The 18,545-nt window shown below is 60.8% G+C and carries 17 protein-coding genes; 10 read left to right on the forward strand and 7 right to left on the reverse strand.

Annotation, left to right across the window (positions count from 1 at the left end; translation table 11 throughout):
* Positions 1-158: 158 nt before the first annotated feature.
* The 7 genes from GSF67_RS21190 (at position 159) to GSF67_RS21220 (ending at position 7,081) form a co-directional block, all read left to right on the forward strand.
* Positions 159-1,211: an ABC transporter substrate-binding protein gene (locus tag GSF67_RS21190; RefSeq protein ID WP_006315072.1), complete on the forward strand. Its 1,053-nt coding sequence runs from the start codon at positions 159-161 to the stop codon at positions 1,209-1,211.
* A gap of 7 nt (positions 1,212-1,218) precedes the next feature.
* Positions 1,219-2,112, forward strand: coding sequence for an NmrA family NAD(P)-binding protein (locus tag GSF67_RS21195; protein ID WP_006315073.1), 894 nt, complete (start codon positions 1,219-1,221; stop codon positions 2,110-2,112).
* Positions 2,103-3,272, forward strand: coding sequence for an LLM class flavin-dependent oxidoreductase (locus GSF67_RS21200; RefSeq protein ID WP_006315074.1), 1,170 nt, complete (start codon positions 2,103-2,105; stop codon positions 3,270-3,272). The genes GSF67_RS21195 and GSF67_RS21200 overlap by 10 nt, the downstream gene beginning before the upstream one ends.
* Positions 3,273-3,364: 92 nt before the next feature.
* Positions 3,365-3,529, forward strand: coding sequence for a hypothetical protein (locus GSF67_RS21205; protein WP_006315075.1), 165 nt, complete (start codon positions 3,365-3,367; stop codon positions 3,527-3,529).
* A 158-nt stretch (positions 3,530-3,687) separates the two neighbouring features.
* Positions 3,688-4,038: a DUF3088 domain-containing protein gene (locus tag GSF67_RS21210; RefSeq protein ID WP_006315076.1), complete on the forward strand. Its 351-nt coding sequence runs from the start codon at positions 3,688-3,690 to the stop codon at positions 4,036-4,038.
* A 39-nt stretch (positions 4,039-4,077) separates the two neighbouring features.
* Positions 4,078-5,673, forward strand: coding sequence for an ABC transporter substrate-binding protein (locus GSF67_RS21215; protein ID WP_006315077.1), 1,596 nt, complete (start codon positions 4,078-4,080; stop codon positions 5,671-5,673).
* Between the two features lie 55 nt (positions 5,674-5,728).
* Positions 5,729-7,081 (forward strand): LLM class flavin-dependent oxidoreductase, encoded by a 1,353-nt coding sequence (locus GSF67_RS21220; protein ID WP_006315078.1) that lies wholly within the window; start codon positions 5,729-5,731, stop codon positions 7,079-7,081.
* A gap of 16 nt (positions 7,082-7,097) precedes the next feature.
* Here GSF67_RS21220 and GSF67_RS21225 read toward each other — a convergent pair whose 3' ends face one another.
* The 7 genes from GSF67_RS21225 to GSF67_RS21255 all read right to left on the reverse strand — a co-directional run bounded on the left by GSF67_RS21225 (position 7,098) and on the right by GSF67_RS21255 (position 14,358).
* Positions 7,098-8,069 carry a LysR substrate-binding domain-containing protein gene (locus GSF67_RS21225; protein WP_006315079.1) on the reverse strand — a complete coding sequence of 324 codons (972 nt, stop codon included), beginning with the start codon at positions 8,067-8,069 and terminating at the stop codon, positions 7,098-7,100.
* Positions 8,070-8,088: 19 nt separating this feature from the next.
* On the reverse strand, positions 8,089-9,327 hold the full coding sequence (locus tag GSF67_RS21230; protein WP_006315083.1) for an acyl-CoA dehydrogenase family protein: 1,239 nt from the start codon (positions 9,325-9,327) through the stop codon (positions 8,089-8,091).
* Between the two features lie 67 nt (positions 9,328-9,394).
* Complete coding sequence (locus tag GSF67_RS21235; RefSeq protein ID WP_006315084.1) at positions 9,395-10,450, reverse strand: aldo/keto reductase; 1,056 nt, start codon at positions 10,448-10,450, stop codon at positions 9,395-9,397.
* Between the two features lie 18 nt (positions 10,451-10,468).
* The gene (locus GSF67_RS21240; protein WP_176072081.1) at positions 10,469-11,404 is read right to left on the reverse strand and encodes an ABC transporter ATP-binding protein; all 936 of its coding nucleotides are present in this window, start codon (positions 11,402-11,404) and stop codon (positions 10,469-10,471) included.
* Positions 11,382-12,380, reverse strand: a complete 999-nt coding sequence (locus GSF67_RS21245; RefSeq protein ID WP_006315086.1) for an ABC transporter ATP-binding protein — start codon at positions 12,378-12,380, stop codon at positions 11,382-11,384. Before GSF67_RS21245 ends, GSF67_RS21240 begins: the two co-directional genes overlap by 23 nt.
* Positions 12,377-13,372, reverse strand: a complete 996-nt coding sequence (locus tag GSF67_RS21250) for an ABC transporter permease (protein WP_006315087.1) — start codon at positions 13,370-13,372, stop codon at positions 12,377-12,379. Before GSF67_RS21250 ends, GSF67_RS21245 begins: the two co-directional genes overlap by 4 nt.
* A complete protein-coding gene (locus GSF67_RS21255) occupies positions 13,369-14,358 on the reverse strand; it encodes an ABC transporter permease (RefSeq protein ID WP_010973037.1) in 990 nt (329 codons plus the stop codon). Before GSF67_RS21255 ends, GSF67_RS21250 begins: the two co-directional genes overlap by 4 nt.
* A gap of 269 nt (positions 14,359-14,627) precedes the next feature.
* Here GSF67_RS21255 and GSF67_RS21260 point away from each other — a divergent pair, with 269 nt between their 5' ends.
* The 3 genes from GSF67_RS21260 (at position 14,628) to GSF67_RS21270 (ending at position 18,511) form a co-directional block, all read left to right on the forward strand.
* Positions 14,628-16,235: an ABC transporter substrate-binding protein gene (locus tag GSF67_RS21260; RefSeq protein ID WP_006315089.1), complete on the forward strand. Its 1,608-nt coding sequence runs from the start codon at positions 14,628-14,630 to the stop codon at positions 16,233-16,235.
* Between the two features lie 69 nt (positions 16,236-16,304).
* Complete coding sequence (locus tag GSF67_RS21265) at positions 16,305-17,336, forward strand: ABC transporter substrate-binding protein (protein WP_035216257.1); 1,032 nt, start codon at positions 16,305-16,307, stop codon at positions 17,334-17,336.
* Positions 17,333-18,511 carry an acyl-CoA dehydrogenase family protein gene (locus GSF67_RS21270; RefSeq protein ID WP_006315091.1) on the forward strand — a complete coding sequence of 393 codons (1,179 nt, stop codon included), beginning with the start codon at positions 17,333-17,335 and terminating at the stop codon, positions 18,509-18,511. The genes GSF67_RS21265 and GSF67_RS21270 overlap by 4 nt, the downstream gene beginning before the upstream one ends.
* The last annotated feature ends 34 nt before the right edge of the window (positions 18,512-18,545 follow it).

The following is an 18,545-nucleotide window of genomic DNA, read 5'->3' on the forward strand; positions in this document are numbered from 1 at the left end:
CCCGAAATTCTCGAAAGGATATTCCGTCGTCGCGCTCAGGCGAGGTCATGAAGGAAACGAATTTCTCCAATGGCGCCTTAAATAGTACACTTTATCTATAGAAAATACCCCATGGCGTGTAGCGTGCCGTCCAGATCGCAATTTCGAGGACGAACACTATGGCCGATGCCGCCCTTCGCCAGGTAACCCAACCCGTAACCCTGTGGTACACACGCTGCCCGGCGCCCACGCCGCTTTCCATCGCGGTGCAACTTGGCTGGATAGAGGAGCGTTTCGCCGGCCATGGTATTTCCGTTTCCTCCATTCGGGATTCCGCCGATCCGGCCGTCAGGCAAAGCCATTTCGATCACCGGCTGGACTGGTCTTTCCGCCAGGGCGGCAATATTCCCCCCATCTGGGCGAAATCCGGTGGCCGGCAGACGCGGCTGGTGGGGCTGACGAGGACAGATGAGTTTCAGGCGGTCATCGCGCTGCCCGCAAGTGGCATAAGCAAGGGCCGCGATCTCAAGGGGCGGCGCATCGGCCTGCCGAAGCGGCCGAATGAAACCATCGACTTCCAGCGCGCCACATCACTCAAGGGCATCGTGTCGGCGCTCACCGTCTCGGACCTCTCCATTGCGGATGTCGAGCTTGTCGATCTGACCGCAAGAGAGCCGGTGCTGCTTGGCCCGGACGATGAGCGGTTCCACGGTCTGCGCCGGCGGCTTCCCTATGGCGAGGAAATTGCAGCATTGCACCGGGGCCAGATCGATGCGTTTTTCGTCAAGGGTGCGGAAGGCGTGACCGTCGCCAATCTTATCGGTGCGCAGGTCGTCGTGTCGACGGGGTTTCATCCCGATCCGAAAATCCGCATTAATAATGGCACGCCGCGTCCCTTGACGGTGGACGCCACCTTTGCAGATGAACGGCCCGATCTGGTGGCGGAACTCGTGGCGACGGTCCAGCGGGTTGCCCAATGGGCTGAGGATAATCCGGCGGAAGCGGTGCGTTTCATCGCGCGTGAAATCGGCGTCAGCGAGGAGGCGGTTCTGGCCGCCAATGGCGCGGATGTGCATCGCAATCTGCGGCTCGACCTCGATGCGGACGAGCTGGAGGCGCTCAGCCATTTCAAGGATTTCCTGCTGCAATGGAAATTCATCCCCGACGATTTCGACGTGCGGGACTGGGCCGACCCTCGCGCTATTGCTGCACAAAACAACACCGAAAAGTGAGGGCGCCATGACAGCCGCTATTCTCGTAACGGGCGCAACCGGCAAGCTCGGCCAGCGTGTCGTCAATCGTCTTTTGCAGAAACAGGCAAAGGTTCGGGTACTGACCCGCAGGCGCGAGGATGCGCTGAAACTCTGGGGCGACAGCGTCGATATTGCTGAGGGAAATTTCTCCGACCCGGCGAGCCTGAAAGGGGCCTCACGCGATGTAGACAGGGTCTTCCTGCTTTCCCCCATCGGCAAAACGCTGGCAGCGGATCAGAATGCGGTCATTGACGCGGCTCTCTCCGCCGGCGTGTCGCAGATCGTGAAACTATCCGGCTCCGACTGGACCCTTAAAAATGCGGCACGCTCGATCTCGGGTACCGCCCATGCGGCGGTCGAAAAGCATCTGGCGGAAACCGGCATAGCCCATACGGTGCTGCGGCCGAATGCCTGGATGCAGGTGGCGCTGGAACCCGTTGTCGCCGCTTTGCGCAACGGCGAGGATGTGCCTGCCCGTTTCGGGAATGCGGCCGTCTCTTTCATCGATGCCGATGATATCGCCGATGTCGCGGTAGAGGCGCTGTCTGCCAGCGCGCCGCCTGCCGGCACTCTGGTGCTGACCGGCCACGAAGCCCTGGCGGCTCTGGGAATCGCCCGCATCGCGGCCCGCATCCTGCATCGGCCGGTCGGAGTTTCGCATCAGTCTGCCTCGACCTTTCCGGCGCATATCGGTGCGTTCGAACAGAAGGCCATTGCCGAATTCGGGCAGCTGATCGGCGAAGGTCTCGCTGCATTCACCACAGATACTGTTGAACAGATTATCGGCCGCCCACCCCGCAGCGTGGAGAATTATCTGCGTGCCCGGCTCGCCGCCGCCCAGCAGGGCGATCATTCCGAAGGAGAAAAGACATGGCGCTGACCGTTGCTTTGCCTGATGGGCTTGAGCTGAGAGGCCCCGCCGATTTCGCGGAAAGCCCGCTCAGCCGGGCGGCAAGACAGCCGCTGATGCTGGGCCTTTTCCTCAATCTGCAGGACATCAACTTCTCCAGCCTGCCGACCAGCAATAGCTGGACCTTCGACTACAATGCGGAACTGGTGAAGCGTGCGGAGGAGTTGGGTTTTGAAATCGCCTTCAGCCGCACGCAATGGCTGCCCAAGGGCGGGTATGACGGGGAATCCTCGCTCGACAGTTTCATCGCGCTGGGCGCCATGGCGGCGGTCACGAAGAGCATTCTGCTGATCTCCACCATCCATGTGCTCTACGGTCCCCTGCATCCGCTTCATCTCGCCAAATATGGTGCGACGCTGGATCATATCGCCAAAGGGCGTTGGGGCATCAACATTGTCACCGGCCACCGCGCCATCGAGCACGAAATGTTCGGCTGGCAGCGGATCGATCATGACAGGCGTTACGACATGGCGGGGGAATTGTTCGATGTGCTTCACCGTCTGTGGGGCGAGACCGAGAATTTTTCCTATGAGGGCAAGTTAAACCCGTGGGCGATCAACAATGGCTGGATCACGCCGAAGCCCGCCTTCGGCCGCCCGCCGCTGGTGACGGCGACCGGTTCACCCGCCGGTATCGATTTTGCCGCCCGCCATTCCGATCTGGTTTTCGTCACCTCACCCGGCGGCGCGCATATCGACAGTGCGCTCGAAACGCTTCCCGATCATATCACCACCATCAAGAACCGCGCCAAGGCCTATGGCCGGCAGGTGAAGACGCTCATCAACCCGATCATCGTCAGCCGCGATACGGAGAAGGAGGCGATCGCTTATGCCGATGCCATCGAGGCCGGAAAGCCGCAGCCCGGAACGCGTGCTTTCGCCACCAATAATTACGACAGCGACGCCCATGCCTGGCGCGGCCGCGGCGATGCGCGCCACAAGCAGGGACGCAATCTCGGCGGCAATATCGAAATCATCGGCTCGCCGGAACAGGTGGTCGAGCAGCTTGTCGGCCTGAAGAAGGCGGGCATCGATGGTGTGCAGTTGAATTTCTACGATTTCCGCGAAGATCTAGAATATTTCGCGCAGCGCATTCTGCCCTTGATGAAGGAGGCGGGCCTGAGGCTCTGACGTCTCTCGTCGCCCCACCTTTCCAGTTCCAAAGCCCGCACTTCGCAATCGCCGAGATTGCGAGAACGATATTTTTTCCCTGAGGAGATACCGTGACTATCGCCGTCGATCCCATCAAAATGTCAGCACCTGAAATCATCGATCGGACCAAAATGAAACCGGCAATTTTGCCGGTTTTTTTTATTGTTGAAACGGCTCCCAGCCACGTTTGTGGCTTCGCGCGCCAACCTCGTTTTCGAGAAAAACATTGCGCGTGAGACAAGTCATCCAGAAGAGCGGTCCATGTTGGCTCAATTCCGAAAAAATAAGTTCATCAATAATTTAGCGCGAAGGAAATCTTTGTTTCAAAGCAAGAATTGCTTTCTGGACCCGCGCTTTGGCCGTCTGCACTGTGAGCTGGAAATCTCACCCTCACATGATGGATGCCATGGCCAAGGACACGCTTTTTTTGATCTCCCCCGGTTTCGAAGACCCAAAGCACCCCGGTGTCCGCTTCGTCTGCCCGCATTGTAACCAGATCGAAGGACTGCTGGCCGCCTTTCCGGACCTTGCCGCCGGGATCGATATCCACCGTGTCGGTTTTCAGCGCCCGCGAGAAGCGGTCATTGCCGTCGCGGGCGAGGAAAACCAGTCGCTGCCGCTGTTTGTTTTTGCCGGCGATGCGCCCGCCGATGCGGCAAGCCACGGCGACACGCACTTCATTCAGGACACGAAACGAATTTTGCAAATCCTCGCCGAACGCCACGGGTTCCCGCAGCTCCATTGAGCTGCCGCACCTGCGCATCGGATTTTTTCGGAGACAGACATGACTTTTTCCAGACGCCAGTTTCACAAAATTGCACTTGCCGCCGGGGCTTTCGTGGCGCTTCCCGGCGGTTCTTTCGCTGCTGCCGAAGAGCCCGTTTCGGGCGGCACGCTCAAGATCGTCTATTTTCCGGAGCCGACGCAGCTCGTGGCGATCAATACCAGCGCGGGTGGCCCGCAGTTTATCGGCTCGAAGATCTATGACGGGCTTTTGACATACGATTACGAGCTTTCGCCAAAGCCGAGCCTCGCCAAAGAATGGAGCGTTTCCGCCGACGGGCTGGAATATGTCTTCCATCTGCAGCCGAATGCGAAATTCCATGACGGCAAACCGGTGACATCGGCGGATGTGGAGTTTTCCATCCTGCGTCTGAAAGAGGCCCATCCGCGCGGCCGGGCGACTTTCGCGAATGTCGAAAGCATCGATACGTCCGATCCGCTGGTCGCGAAGGTGAAGCTTTCCAAGCCGGCGCCGGGATTGATCACCGCGCTCGCCTCATCGGAATCGCCTGTTGTGCCAAAGCACATCTTCGAGACCTTCAAGCCGACCGATAATCCGAAGCCCGCCCAGATCATCGGTAGCGGTCCCTTCGTTTTGAAGGAGTGGGTGCCGGGCAGCCATATCCTGCTGGAAAAAAATGCGAATTATTGGGACGCGCCGCGCCCCTATCTCGACCGCGTCATCATCCGCCTTATCAACGATGCCGGCGCACGCGCCGCAGCGCTGGAAACCGGGGAGGGCGACATTGGCCCCAACCCGGTAGCGCTTGCGGATCTGGAGCGGCTGAAATCCATCCCGACGCTGAAGGTGGATGACCGAATCTATGCCTATGCCGGCCAGCAGAACCAGCTCGTCATCAACCTTGAGAACGACTATCTCAAGGAGTTGAAGGTGAGGCAGGCCATCGCCCACGCGATCGACGTTCCGGCGTTGATCGATACCGTACTTTATGGGTACGCCGTGCCATCACCCACGCCGATCAGCCCCGGCCTTGCGAAGTTCCACAATCCGGATATCGGTTTTGCCAAGTTCGACGTCGCGCTGGCGGAAAAACTGCTGGATGAGGCGGGTTTTCCGCGCAAGGATGGCGGTAAGCGCTTCAAGCTCAGGGTCACCACCAACCCGTTCAATCCACAGACCTATTCGGATTTCATCGCGCAGGCGCTTTCGAAGATCGGCATCGAAGCGGATATCCAGAAGTTCGATTTCGGTACCTATGTGAAGGTCGTCTATACCGACCGCGCCTGGGATCTTTCAGTCGAATCCCTCTCCAACACCTTCGATCCGACAGCCGGAGTGCAGCGCGTCTACTGGAGCAAGAATTTCAAGATCGGTCTGCCGTTCTCGAATGCCAGCCACTACGCCAATCCGGAAGTGGACCGGCTGCTGGAAGCGGCCGCGATTGAACCGGATATCGAAAAGCGCGCCGCCTTCTTCAAGGAGTTTCAGGCCGTCGTCGCGAAGGACCTTCCCGTCATCAATCTTGTCTCACCAATCCAGCCGGTCGTCGGCAGCGTCCGCATTAAGGATTACGCGACAGGGGCGGAGGGGCTGAGTGGCAATCTCGCCAAAGCCTGGGTGACGAAGGAGGCGTAAGCGCCTCCCCACCTCTCGTCTAAAGCCGCGTCAAAGTTGAAAAGGGTTCATCGCCATGAGCAGAAAATCTGAGAAGCTGGTCCTCAATGCGTTTATCTATCCGGGTGGACATCATGAAGCAGCCTGGCGCCACCCCGAGTCGGAGCCACTGCGCGTCACCGATATAAAGCTCTACCAGGATATCGCCCGCAAGGCCGAGGCGGCAAAGCTCGATGCCATCTTTTTTGCCGATGCGCCGGTGCTGGACGCCAATATCCGCTATGCCGCCCGCCACCGGCTGGAACCGATCACCATGCTGGCGGCCTTGGCCGCCGTCACCGAAAAGATCGGCTTCATTGCGACGGCCTCAACCACCTATTACGAGCCGTATAATCTCGCGCGACTGTTCGCCTCGGTCGATCATATCAGCGGCGGCCGGGTGGGCTGGAATATCGTGACCACCTCGGCCGATGCGGCGGCCGGCAACTTCAATCTCCAACAGCATCCGCCGCATGCCGACCGTTACCGTCAGGCGACCGAGTTTGTGGAGGTGGTGACGAAGCTCTGGGACAGTTGGGAAGACGATGCCATCGTCGCCGACAGGGAGAGCGGTCTTTTTGCCGATACCGACCGCATTCACCCGGCCAGTCACGATGGCGAATTTTACCGGGTGCGGGGTGCTCTGAACCTGCCGCGCTCGCCGCAAGGACGCCCGGTCTATGTGCAAGCTGGCTCCTCGGAGGACGGGCGCGGCTTTGCGGCCCGTTATGCTGAGGCAATCTTTACCGCGCATCAAACTCTGAAGAGTGCGCGGTCTTTTTATTCCGATATCAAGCGGCGCGTGGCGGCCACGGGGCGCAATCCCGCCCATGTGAAAATCCTGCCGGGCATCAGTCCCTTCATCGCCTCCACCGAAGAGGAGGCGCGAAAGCTCGAGGCGAGTTTCAACGATCTCATCCAGCCGGCATTTTCGCTAGGCCAGCTGCAGCGCATCACCGGCATCGATCTCTCATCGGCCGATCTCGATCAGCCCTTGCCAAAGGAGGCTGTGGAAGCGACGCGTGCGCAGGCGGATAGCAGCCGTCATCAACTGGTCCTCGATGTCATCGACCGGGAGAACCCCACGATCCGGCAATTGCTGCACCGGCTTGCCGGCGGGCGTGGCCACAAGGTGATTTCCGGAACGCCCGAGCAGGTGGCGGACTGGATAGAGACGTGGTTCCGTGAAGGCGCCGCCGACGGCTTCAATATCATGCCGCCATGGCTAAATGGCGGGTTTGATCTCTTCGTGGACGAGGTGGTGCCGATCCTCAAACAACGAGGCCTCTTCCGTGAGGATTATGAGGGCGACACGCTGCGAGACCATTACGGCCTGCCCCGGCCGGAAAACATCCATGCGACCAGGGAGTTGCAGAGAGAACGCGCCTGATGTGGGACGGGCGTGTTCAGGCGGCGGCCTCGAGAGAGCGTATATCCTCGCGCAACAAGGCGAGTAGAGATGCGATTTCCGGCAGCCGCCGCCTGTCAGGACTGGTCAGCAGATGGTAACGGCTGGCGGTCGGCTGTGGTGTGCCGAAAGCTGCGATCAGACGACCGGATTTGAGCTCATCGGAAATCAGCGAATGGCGGGCAAGACCTATGCCGTGGCCGGATAAGATCGCCTCTATCAACGCGCTCTGGCGCGAAAAGCGCGGTCCTGTTGCCGAAAGTCGCAACGGAATGCGGCAGGCGCGAAGCCAGTTTGCCCACTCGAAAGCGGCATCCCCACCATTGCCGCGTAACATCGCAAAAGAGATATCGCGAAGTCGTTCGGGTTCGCCACAAAGCTGGTGACGGGCTGCAAAATCCGGCGTGCAGACGGCACTGACGGTGTCGGCAAAAAGCGGCTCGTGAATGAAACCGGGGATTTGTCCGTGGGTCGCGACGATCGCGCAATCGGCATCGAACTGCGTGAGGTCGATGGCATCGCCCTCGAGGGATTCGATCGAGATATCCACGTCTCCAAGGGCTGGAACGATGCGTCCCAACCTTGGCGCCAGCCATCTGGCCGCAAAACAGCCTTCCGCCAGAACCTTCACCTGCCGCCGGCCGCCGGAGGCCATGAGATCGGAAAGGCTGCCGATCATCGTCTCGAAAGCGTCCGCAAGGCCGGGGTAAAGCGTGCTGCCGGCGTCGGTCAGCACGAGCTCGCCGCGCTGGCGGCTGAAAAGCGGTTGCCCGAGATGGGTTTCGAGAATGCGGACCTGCTGGCCGATTGCGGCGGTCGAGACATGCAGTTCTTCTGCTGCCCGCGAGAAGCTGGAGTGACGTGCGGCCACCACAAATGCGCGCAGGGCGGTCAGCGGCGGCAGCCGGGAAAGCGTCGGCAATCGAAAAGCTGCCCGCGTGACCGAAGGAGGGATGAATTCCGTTCTCATGGCCGTTTTCCCTTCATGGCTAAAATACCCGGCCTTCCCTGAGATGGGTCGTGGTGCCGTTGAGGTAATAATCGCCGATGACGCGCGCCTTATGGGCAAGGGGATTGTGATTGTAGACCGTGCGGATGTTGCGCCAGTGGCGGTCGAAATTCCGCTCGCTTGATGTCGCCGAGCCGCCACCCAGTTCGTAAAGGTTGGTGGCGACCGTCAGCGAAAGCTGCGAGGCGATGATCTGGGTTCGCGCGGTGGCGAGCGATCCTTCCAGCAGGGCGGCCTCTATCGCCTCTTCATCGCCGGTGGCGAAGGCCGCCGCAGTGCGGTCGAGCGTCCGGGCAGCCTCGCGGATCAGGGTCTTGACGGCGAAAGCGCCGGCGCTGATTTCGCCGAGCATCTTCTGCACGAACGGGTCCTGATTGGCGGTTTCCGCGCTGCTGTGAAGGGTGGTGCGCGCCTGGCGCAGAACATACTCCACGCCGTCATTCAGCGCGCCTTGAACGGCACCGGCGGCAGAGGCGGCGAGATGCAACTGCCGCATGGCGGAGCTGTGGCGGCCGATCTGGCTGCCGAGCTTGCGGGTTGTCAATTCATGCGGCAGCACCTCGACATTTTCGAGCAACACGCCGCCGCTTGCCGTCATGCGCTGGCCCATGCTGTCCCAGTCGTCGAGGATGGTGATGCCGGTGCGATCGAGCGGAATGAGCACGCCGATTGGCTGCTCGTCGTCACCGATCGCGCTGAAAGTGCCGAAATCGGCAAAGGCGGTGCCGGTCGCATACCATTTTCGGCCGTTCAGCCGGTAGCGGTCGCCATCGGCGCTCAGCCGTGTGGTGATTTCGCCCGGGCGCTTGGTGCCCTGTTCGGTGCTGGCGCCCGCAAAGAGCTTGCCGGCAAGCACCTGTTCGAGATGCCGCCGGTCTTCCAGCTCGATGGGGGCGAGGGCGAGGTTTTCGGTGAAATTAAAATGGCTGCGCAGCGCGTGCGGAATATTGCTGTCGGCTTCGCCGAGGATCATCAGAACCTCAATATAGTCGGCAATCGAGCCGCCCGGTCCGCCCTTGGCTTCGGGAACGCGCAGCGTACCGATCTTTGCTTCCTTGATAAGCGCGAAGATGTCGAAGGGCAGGTCGCGGTGGCGCTCGCGGAGGGCGGCATCCTTTGCCGCGATAACCGCAATGTCCTTTGCCCGGGCCAGAATCTCGTCCCGGCTCGGCACGCCGGAATGATCGGTGGTGGTTGTCTGTGGTTTCGGAGTGGACATTGCGGTTTTCCCGTGAGCGGATGTGAGGGCCTGCGGCACGGTCGCGCCGCAGACTTTTTTTCGGTGATCAGGCGACGGCGCGCGGCTTGAGGGCCGGGCGGGGTGCGGGCTCGACATTGCGCGGCACGCGGCCTTCGACGGGATGGCTTGGGTCGTTGAAGCCGGGCGTGGACGGATGGCCTGTCGTGACAAGGCTGTCGACCAGCGCTTCATCTTCCGCATCGATCTTCACATCGAGGGCGCGGACATAACCGTTCCAGTGCTCTTCGGTGCGCGGGCCGGTGATGGCGGCGGTGACGAACTTGTTGTTCAGCACCCACGCGAGCGCGAAATCTGCCGCCGAAACGCCCTTCGAAGCGGCATGGGCCGCGACCTTCTGGGCGATCTCAACCGATTCCGGACGCCATTCCGTTTCCAGAACACGCTTGTCGCCACGACCGACGCGGGTATCGGCACCCGGCTGTTCGCCCGGCTGGTATTTGCCGGTAAGCACACCGCGTGCGAGCGGTGAATAGGACACCACGCCAAGGCCATAATGGTTGGCTGCCGGCAACTGCTCGGCTTCGGCCGTGCGGTTGACGATATTGTAGAGAGGCTGGCTGGCGACAGGCCGGTCAATGCCGAGCTGGTCGGCCAGATGCGAGATTTCGGCAATGCGCCAGCCACGGAAGTTCGACACGCCGAAGTAACGCAGCTTGCCGGCGCGGATAAGATCGGCAATGGCGCGCACCGGCTCTTCCAGCGGCGCGTCGAAGACGGCGCGGTGGAAATAGAGGATGTCGATATAGTCGGTATTGAGACGGCGCAGCGAATTCTCGACGGTCTCGATCACCCATTTGCGCGAATGCCCACCGAGATTAGGACCCTTGGTATGGGAGTTGACGAATTTCGTCGCCAGCACCCAGTGATCGCGACTGGCCTTGATGCCTCGGCCGACGACTTCTTCCGACTTGCCGTCATGATAGACGTCGGCGGTGTCGATGAAGTTGATGCCCTGTTCGCGCGCCTTGTCGATGATGCGGAAAGCCACGTCATCCGGCGTCGGGCCTCCGAACATCATCGTGCCGAGGCTCAGCGGCGAAACTTTCAGCGCGCTGCGTCCGAGATAGCGATAGTCGACCATTATAATTGCTCCTTGAAGTTATTGGGCATGGTGGCAAGCCACGGCGTGGTTCTTGCCGAAAAGGGTGTAATCCGGCGCTTTTTCGCGACAGAGATCGGTGGCGAGCGGGCAGCGGGTGTGAAACCGGCAGCCGGCTGGCGGATCATGCGGGCTTGGCAGATCACCGGAAATCGGTGCCGCCTGTTTGCGGCGGGCGGGATCCGGAACGGCGGCGAGCAGCGCGCGGGTGTAAGGGTGCTTCGGCGAGGCCCAGAGCTCTGCGGTCGGCGCGCTTTCCACGATCTTGTCGAGATACATAACCAGCACGCGGTCGGAGAAATAACGTACCACGGAAAGGTCGTGGGAGACGAAGAGATAGGAGAGCGACAGCCGCTTCTTCATCTCCACCAGCAGGTTGAGGATCTGTGCCTGTATCGAAAGGTCGAGCGCCGAGACAGGCTCGTCGCACACCACCAGTTCCGGTTCCAGAACCAGCGCGCGGGCAATGCCGATGCGCTGGCGCTGGCCGCCGGAAAATTCATGCGGATAGCGGTCGAGCGCGTCCGTCGGCAGGCCCACCTGCGCGACGATGGCCTCGACGATTTCGCGCTGGCGCGCCCTGTCGCCGATGCCGTGCACCTTGAGCGGCGCGGTGAGGATGGTGCGAACCGTCTGGCGTGGATTGAGCGAAGCGAAGGGATCCTGAAAGATCATCTGGATGCGGCGGCGGATACCGCGCAGCTGCGACGACGTCATCGCCGTGACATCAGCGCCCTTGAAGGTGATCCTGCCGGAAGAGGGTTCGACCAGCCGCATCAGCGATTTGCCGAGCGAGGATTTTCCGCAGCCGGATTCACCCACCAGCGCTACGGTCTCGCCCGCCTCGATGTCGAGCGAGACATCATCGACGGCGCGCACGGTGCCGCGTCCGCCCGTATAATGGGTGGAGAGACTATGCACTGACAAGAGCGTCATCGGATACCTCCTGTGATGTCGGGAATACGAAGGGACAGGCGGCGTAGCGGCCTTCCGAAATCGGCCTCAGTGGCGGCACGAACTGCCCGCAGAAACCACGGGCGCTCGGACAGCGTGGCCGGAAGGCGCAGCCGCGCTCGCCGGTGGCGGAGACGATGGAGCCGGGAATTTCGATCAGCGGCCCGTCACGATAATGCTGGCCGTCTTCCGCGCGTGGCGAAGCGGCAAGCAGCCCGCGCGTATAGGGATGGTAGGGGTTGGAGAACACCGGTTCCGGCAAACCCTCTTCCACCTTGCGGCCGGCATACATGACCATCACCCGGTCTGCCCATTGCGCCACGATGCCGAGATCGTGGGTGATCAGGATCACCGCCATGTTGAGATCGCGGCGCAGATTGTCGAGCAGTTGCAGGATCTGCGCCTGTATCGTCACATCGAGCGCGGTCGTCGCCTCGTCGGCGATCAGCAGTTTCGGATTGCAGGCGACGCCGATGGCGATCATCACGCGCTGCCGCATGCCGCCGGAAAGCTGGTGCGGATAATCATCCACCCGTCGGGCGGCATCGGGAATGTTGACGAGGTCCAGAAGCGCGATGGCGCGTTTGCGGGCCTGATGCCGGTCGATCTTCTCGTGGATGCGCAGCACCTCGATGATCTGCTCGCCGACCGTCAGAACCGGGTTCAGCGAGGTCATCGGCTCCTGGAAGATCATGCCGATATCGCGGCCGCGAATGCCGCGCCATTGCCGTTCGGAAAGCGGCAGCAGGTCGCGGCCCTCGAGCTGAACTCGCCCACCGGTCTTGGCGTGTGAGGGCAGCAGGCCAATGAGGCCGAGCGCCGTCAGGGATTTTCCAGAGCCGCTCTCGCCGACGATGGCCAGCATTTCGCCGGGGCTGACATCGAAACTGACGCCTTTGACCGGCTGGGCCGAGCCGAAGCTGACGGAGAGATCATGAACTTCGATCAGTTTGCTCATCGGCGTTCCTCCGAGAAACGGGGGTTGAGTGCATCGTTGAGGCCGTCGCTGATGAGGTTCAGCGAAATGACGGTGAAAACGATGGCGAGGCCGGGAAGGGCAGTCAGATACCAGGCGGTGCGGATGACGTCGCGTCCCGAACCGATCATTGAACCCCAGGAAACGCGGTTGGGATCGCCAAGTCCCATGAAGGACAGCGCCGCTTCCATGAGGATCGCACCCGCCACCATGACGGAGGAGGTGACGATGATCGGCGGTAGCGCATTGGGCAGGATTTCCTGAAAGACGATGCGCGCATGGCCGTAACCGAGGCTGCGGGCGGCGAGCACATAGTCCTTTTCGCGGATGGCGCGGAATTCGGCGCGGGTGAGGCGGGCCACCAGCGGCCATGTGATGATGCCGATTGCAGAGGTGACCGTAGTGACCGACGGTTGGGCGATGGCGACGAGTACAACAAGCAGCACGAAATTCGGCAATGTCTGGAATATTTCGATCAGCTTGACGAGAATATCGTCGATAACGCCGCCGAAATAACCGGCGAAAGCGCCGATCGAGATGCCGATCGTCAACCCGATCAGCGTGGCGACGACACCGACGGTGAGCGAAATGCGCGCGCCGTGGACGATGCCGGCCAGAACATCCCGGCCCATGGAATCGGTGCCGAGCGGATAGGCGGCATTCTGGCCGGGCCAAAGGAACGGGCGGGCCACCATTTCCAGGGGATCGCCGGGGTAGATCAAGGGGGCGATCAGCGCGGCGATGAGGACGGTGGCGAGAAACAGCAGCCCGACGATGGCGTTGGGGTTGGTCAGGAAAATTTTCAATTCCCGCCGCAGACCGCGCCGGGGCACGGAGACGGAGCGGGCCGAAAGCGCATCCGGCGCGTGGATATAGGGCCAGACTTTTTCTTCCGGTTTCTTCGGTTTGGGATTGGTCTCTTCAGCGCCGAGTTCGGCCGTGTTGAGGACCGCTGATGTATGGGAGGAATTCATCGGCTTTCTCCGATGCGGGGATCGAGCCATGCCTGCAACAGGTCCACGGCTGCATTGACAATGATGACGACGAGGGACGAGAGAAGCAGAATGCCGAGCAGCACGCTGAAATCGCGGGCCATGACGGCTTCGAAAGCAAGACGGCCAAGGCCCGGCCAGCTGAAGACGGTTTCAACCACGACAGCGCCGCCCAGCAGGCCGCCAATGTGCATGCCAGCCATGGTGGTTATCGGGATCAGCGCGTTGCGCAGAATATGGCGTGTGATGAGCCGGAACGGCGAAACGCCCTTGGCGCGTGCCGTGCGCACATAGTCCTGAGATTTCACTTCCAGCATCGCCGCGCGGGTGAGGCGGGCGTAGATCGCCAGAAAATAAAGCGCCAGCGAAAGGGCGGGGAGAACGATGTAGCGCAACCTGTCGAGAAAGGCGGCGAAACCGGTGAGGCTGCTGCCGATGGTGCTGTCGCCGCCAGACGGAAGCCAGCCGAGCTTCACCGAGAAGGTGAGGATAAGCATCAGGCCGATCCAGAAACCCGGCACGGAATAAAAGATCAGCGAGCCGATTGAAATGATCCGGTCCGGCAGCTTGCCGGAAAAAAGCGCCATGATGGAGCCGAGGAACACGCCGACGAAGATTGCGATGCCAAGGGCGGCGCCCATCAGCGCCAGAGTACCTGGCAGCCGCTGGCCGATGAGGTCTGCGACCGGCATGCCGTAGCGCGGCGAAAAACCGAGGCTGAACTGCGCGAGATTGCCGAGATAGTTCATGAGCTGATGCACGATCGGCAGGTCCAGTCCGAAGCGGGAGCGCATTTCGGCCATGGTCTCGACGGTTGCCGAACCGGCTTCCGCCGCCAGCACATCGGCGGCATCGCCCGGTGCCAGCTGCAGCAGGAAGAAGTTCAGGATGACGATACCGAGAACCGTCGGGACGGCCTGAATGGCCACCCGTCTCGCCTGCGATAATATTCTTTTCGAATTCGACATCGGCTCCAGTCCGCAATCGAGAAAACATAAATCAGCCCGCAAAGGCACGGACATTAGTTGACTAATTTTATGGAATTTGTCAAAGAATAATAGAATTATTTTCTGAAATTTACCAAAATATGCGCATTAAAAGAAAGATAATTCCCATTAATGAGAATGGTTGGTTCCTCATGCCAATCCCACTCTCGTCTGCGGAACAAACTTCTCTCAAAGCGCAGCCGTTCAGTTTCGCCGGGTTTTCGCCGGTTCAATCAAGGAGAGGGTATCGCATGACTATTTTCAACCAGACGACGCGGCGCGGATTTCTGCTGGCGTCGGTGGCGCTTGGCGTGGTGTCGTTGCCGGGGCTGAAGCTCAACGCGGCAGAGCCTGCAAGCGGCGGCACGGCCACCTTGCTGATCTCATCGGAACCGCCGGTGCTGACGACGATCGCACATACGGCCTATAACTCCGTCTATATATCGCCCAAGGTTACCGAGGGTCTGCTGACCTATGATTTTGATCTTAATCCCAAGCCGCTCTTGGCTAAATCCTGGGACGTGAGCGCGGATGGACTGCGTTATACCTTCAATCTGCGGCCCGGTGTGAAATGGCACGACGGCAAGCCGTTCACCTCCGCCGATGTGGCTTTCTCCATCAGCACCATCAAGGAAGTGCATCCGCGTGGTCGCAATACATTCCTGAACCTTACCGCGGTCGAGACGCCCAATGAGCTGACGGCGGTTTTGGTTCTTTCCAAACCCGCGCCATACCTGATCACCGCACTTGCCGCCGCCGAAACGCCCATCGTACCCAAGCACCTTTATGAGGGCACGAAAGTCACCGAAAATCCGGTCAACCTCGCACCCATCGGCACCGGCCCGTTCAAGTTCAAGGAGTGGGTGCGCGGCAGCCATATCGTTTTTGAGCGTAATGCGGATTATTGGGATGCGCCGCGCCCCTATCTCGACAGGCTGATCGTCCGCTTCATTCCGGATGCATCGGCCCGCGCCATCGCCATCGAAACCGGAGAGATCGATCTCGCCCCCAGCACGCCGGTCGCCTATAGCGATCTTGACCGCTTGAAGGAATTGCCGAGCCTCGGCTTCGACACCAATGGCTATCAATATACCAATTCGATCAGCCGCGTGGAATTCAACCTCGAAAAGGATGTCTTCAAGGATGTGCGTGTCCGCCGCGCCTTCGCGCATGTGATCGACCGCAACGTCATCTTCAATACGGTCAATTTCGGTTATGGCGCGACGATCACGGGCCCGATCAATCCGAAGCTGACGAAATGGTTCGTGGATGATCTGAAGACCTATCCGATCGACCTGAAGGTGGCGGAAGCGCTGCTGGATGAGGCCGGATACAAGCGCGGCGCGGATGGTATCCGTTTCAAGCTCAATCTGGATTACGTGCCGAGCACCGAGGCCTATCCGCGGGGCGCGGACTACATCCGCCAGGCGCTGGCGAAGGTCGGCGTGGATGTGACGGTGCGAACGCAGGATTTCGCCACCTATACGAAGCGCATCTACACGGACCGCGATTTTGATTTTGCCTATGAGGGCATGAGCAATCTCTTCGATCCGACCGTCGGCGTGCAGCGGCTTTACTGGTCGAAGAATTTTAAGAAGGGCGTGCCCTTCTCCAATGGTGCGGCCTACAGCAATCCGAAGGTGGATGCGCTGCTTGAAGCCGCCGCCATCGAGATCGATCCGGACAAGCGCGTCGCTCAATGGAAAGAAATCCAGCAAATCCTCGTCGAGGACGTGCCGGCTATCGACATCGTCGCAGCACCTGAAATCACCATCTTCAACAAGCGCATCGCCGATCACACCATCGGCGCCGAAGGTGTCGCGGGAAGCCTCGCTTTCGCGCATATCGCTGCATCCTGATTGTCTCGCCAGACCCGGCTCCCCTTTTTGCGGGGGCCGGTATTTTTCCCTTTCATCGAGGCCAAAGCCATGAGCACGACACTTTCTGAAATCTGGTACACACGATGCCCGGTGCCGACCCCCGTGGGGCTGGCGGCGCAACTCGGTTATCTCGGGCAGACCTTCGAGGAGGTCGGCATAGCGTTGAAATCCATCATCGATTCGCCTGACCGTTCGGTTCGCCAGAGCCATTTCAACCACACGCTCGAATGGTCCTTCCGCCACGGCGGCAACGTGCCGCCCATCCGCGCCCGTTCGGAAGGGCGCAATACGCGTCTTGTCGGCATTACCTGGACGGATGAATTTCAGGCGATCATCACCCTGCCGGAGAGCGGCATCCGCTCGCTTGCCGATCTTGTCGGCCGTCGTTTCGGTGTGCCACGGCGACCGGAAGGCATTGTCGATTTCATGCGGGCGACGGCGCTGAAGGGCATTGTCTCCGCGCTTTCATTACAAGGGCTGGGGGTTGAGGATGTCGAACTGACTGACATCGTCATTGCGGATTCGGTGCTGGCCTCGCAGGAGGGGCCGTCGCTTTTCGGCCTGAAGCGCCGGCAGTCCTTCGGTGAGGAGATCATCGCGCTGCTGCGGGGCGAGGTCGATGCGATTTTCGTCAAGGGAACGGCGGGTATTGCCGCAGCCAATCTGATCGGGGCCGTGCAGGTGGTGGAATTCGGCTTTCACCCCGATCCGAAGATCCGCATCAACTCCGGCTCGCCCCGGGTGCTGACGGTTGATGGGCGGCTTGCAGACGAGCGTCCCGATCTGGTGGAGCGGCTGGTTGGCGCTATTCGCAAAGCCTCGCTCTGGGCGGAGCAGCATGCGGAAGAGACGCGCCGGTTCATCGCGCGGGAGGCCGGCGCCACGGAAGAGCAGGTTCTGGCCGCCAACGGGCCGGAGGTTCACCGCCATCTTGGCCTCGGCCTTGATGCCGACCTTGTGGCCGCTGTCGGCCACTACAAGGATTTCCTGCATCAATGGGGTTTCCTTGAAAACGACTTCGATCTTGCTGCCTGGATCGACGCCCGTTTCGTGACGGCAAATGAGAGGGCGGTGGCATGAGTGGTGCTCTATCCACCGTTCCGCGCCCGCCGGAGCAGCAATCCAGCCCTGTTGCCATCGCAACCGCGCTGGCCGAAGATTTCAGCCAGACGGCGGCGGACCACGACAAAAGCGGGGAATTCGCCGCTGGCAATTTCGAAGCGCTTTTCAAGTCGGGTCTGCTCGGCCTGGTGACGGCTGAGAAGGATGGCGGCTGGGGCGAGGGCATGGAAACGGCGCATGCCGTCATTACGGCCATTGCCAAGGGCGATCCGTCCACCGCGCTCATTCTGGCCATGCACTACAGCGTTCATGCCGCAATCCGGCGCGGCAAATGGCCGGCTGCTCTCTCGGCAAAGGTACTGGCCGCCAATAACAGGGAGCCGGCGCTTCTGAACAATGCGCAGGCGGAGCCGGGTGTCGGTTCGCCCGCCCATGGCGGCCTGCCGGAAACGACGGCGCGGATCGAGGGCTATGTCTGGGTGGTCAATGGCCGCAAGAGCTTCGTCACCGGCCTGCCGGGGCTGAAATGGGCGATCGTGCTTGCGGTGACGACGGAAGAGACGCCACGTCTCATTCAGCTTCTGGTTCCACTCGATGCTGCTGGCATCGCCCAGGAAAAGGCATGGGAGGCGACCGGCATGTATGCCACCGCCAGCCATGATCTTGTGCTGGAGGATGTAAGAGTACCGCTTGCAGACATCGTTGCCGAACAGCCAGCGGATGAGCCGCTGCGGCGTGATGAGACCGATGGCTATAATTTCTTCGTGCTCCTGGCGTCCGTTTATCATGGTGTAGCACTTTCGGCGCGGGATGATCTGCTGCGCCATCTGACGGGCCATGCACCAGTAAGCCTCGGTGCGCCGCTCTCCTCCATTCCGCGTATTCAGGAAGGTCTTGGCCAGATCGAGGTGCTTCTCGCGGCAAACCGGCGCCTGCTTCTTTCCGTCGCCCGTGATATCGATGCGGGAGAGCGGGTGGGAACGGATGCGCTGGCCGTTCGCCATGTGGTGATCGACAATGCGGTGACGGTGACCGATCTGGCGCTGGAGCTTGGTGGCAATCGCGGCCTGCGGCGGGACTACAATCTCGAACGCCATCACCGCGATGCCATCACGGCAAGGGCGCATGCGCCGCAAAGCCACATGATCCGCACGATTCTCGGCCGTCAAAGCATCAAGGCGGCGGATGGCTGATTGGCGAAGGCACCGGGCGGCCTTGCTTCGGCAA

The organism is Agrobacterium sp. CGMCC 11546 (assembly GCF_013365515.1).
GTDB lineage: Bacteria > Pseudomonadota > Alphaproteobacteria > Rhizobiales > Rhizobiaceae > Agrobacterium > Agrobacterium fabrum.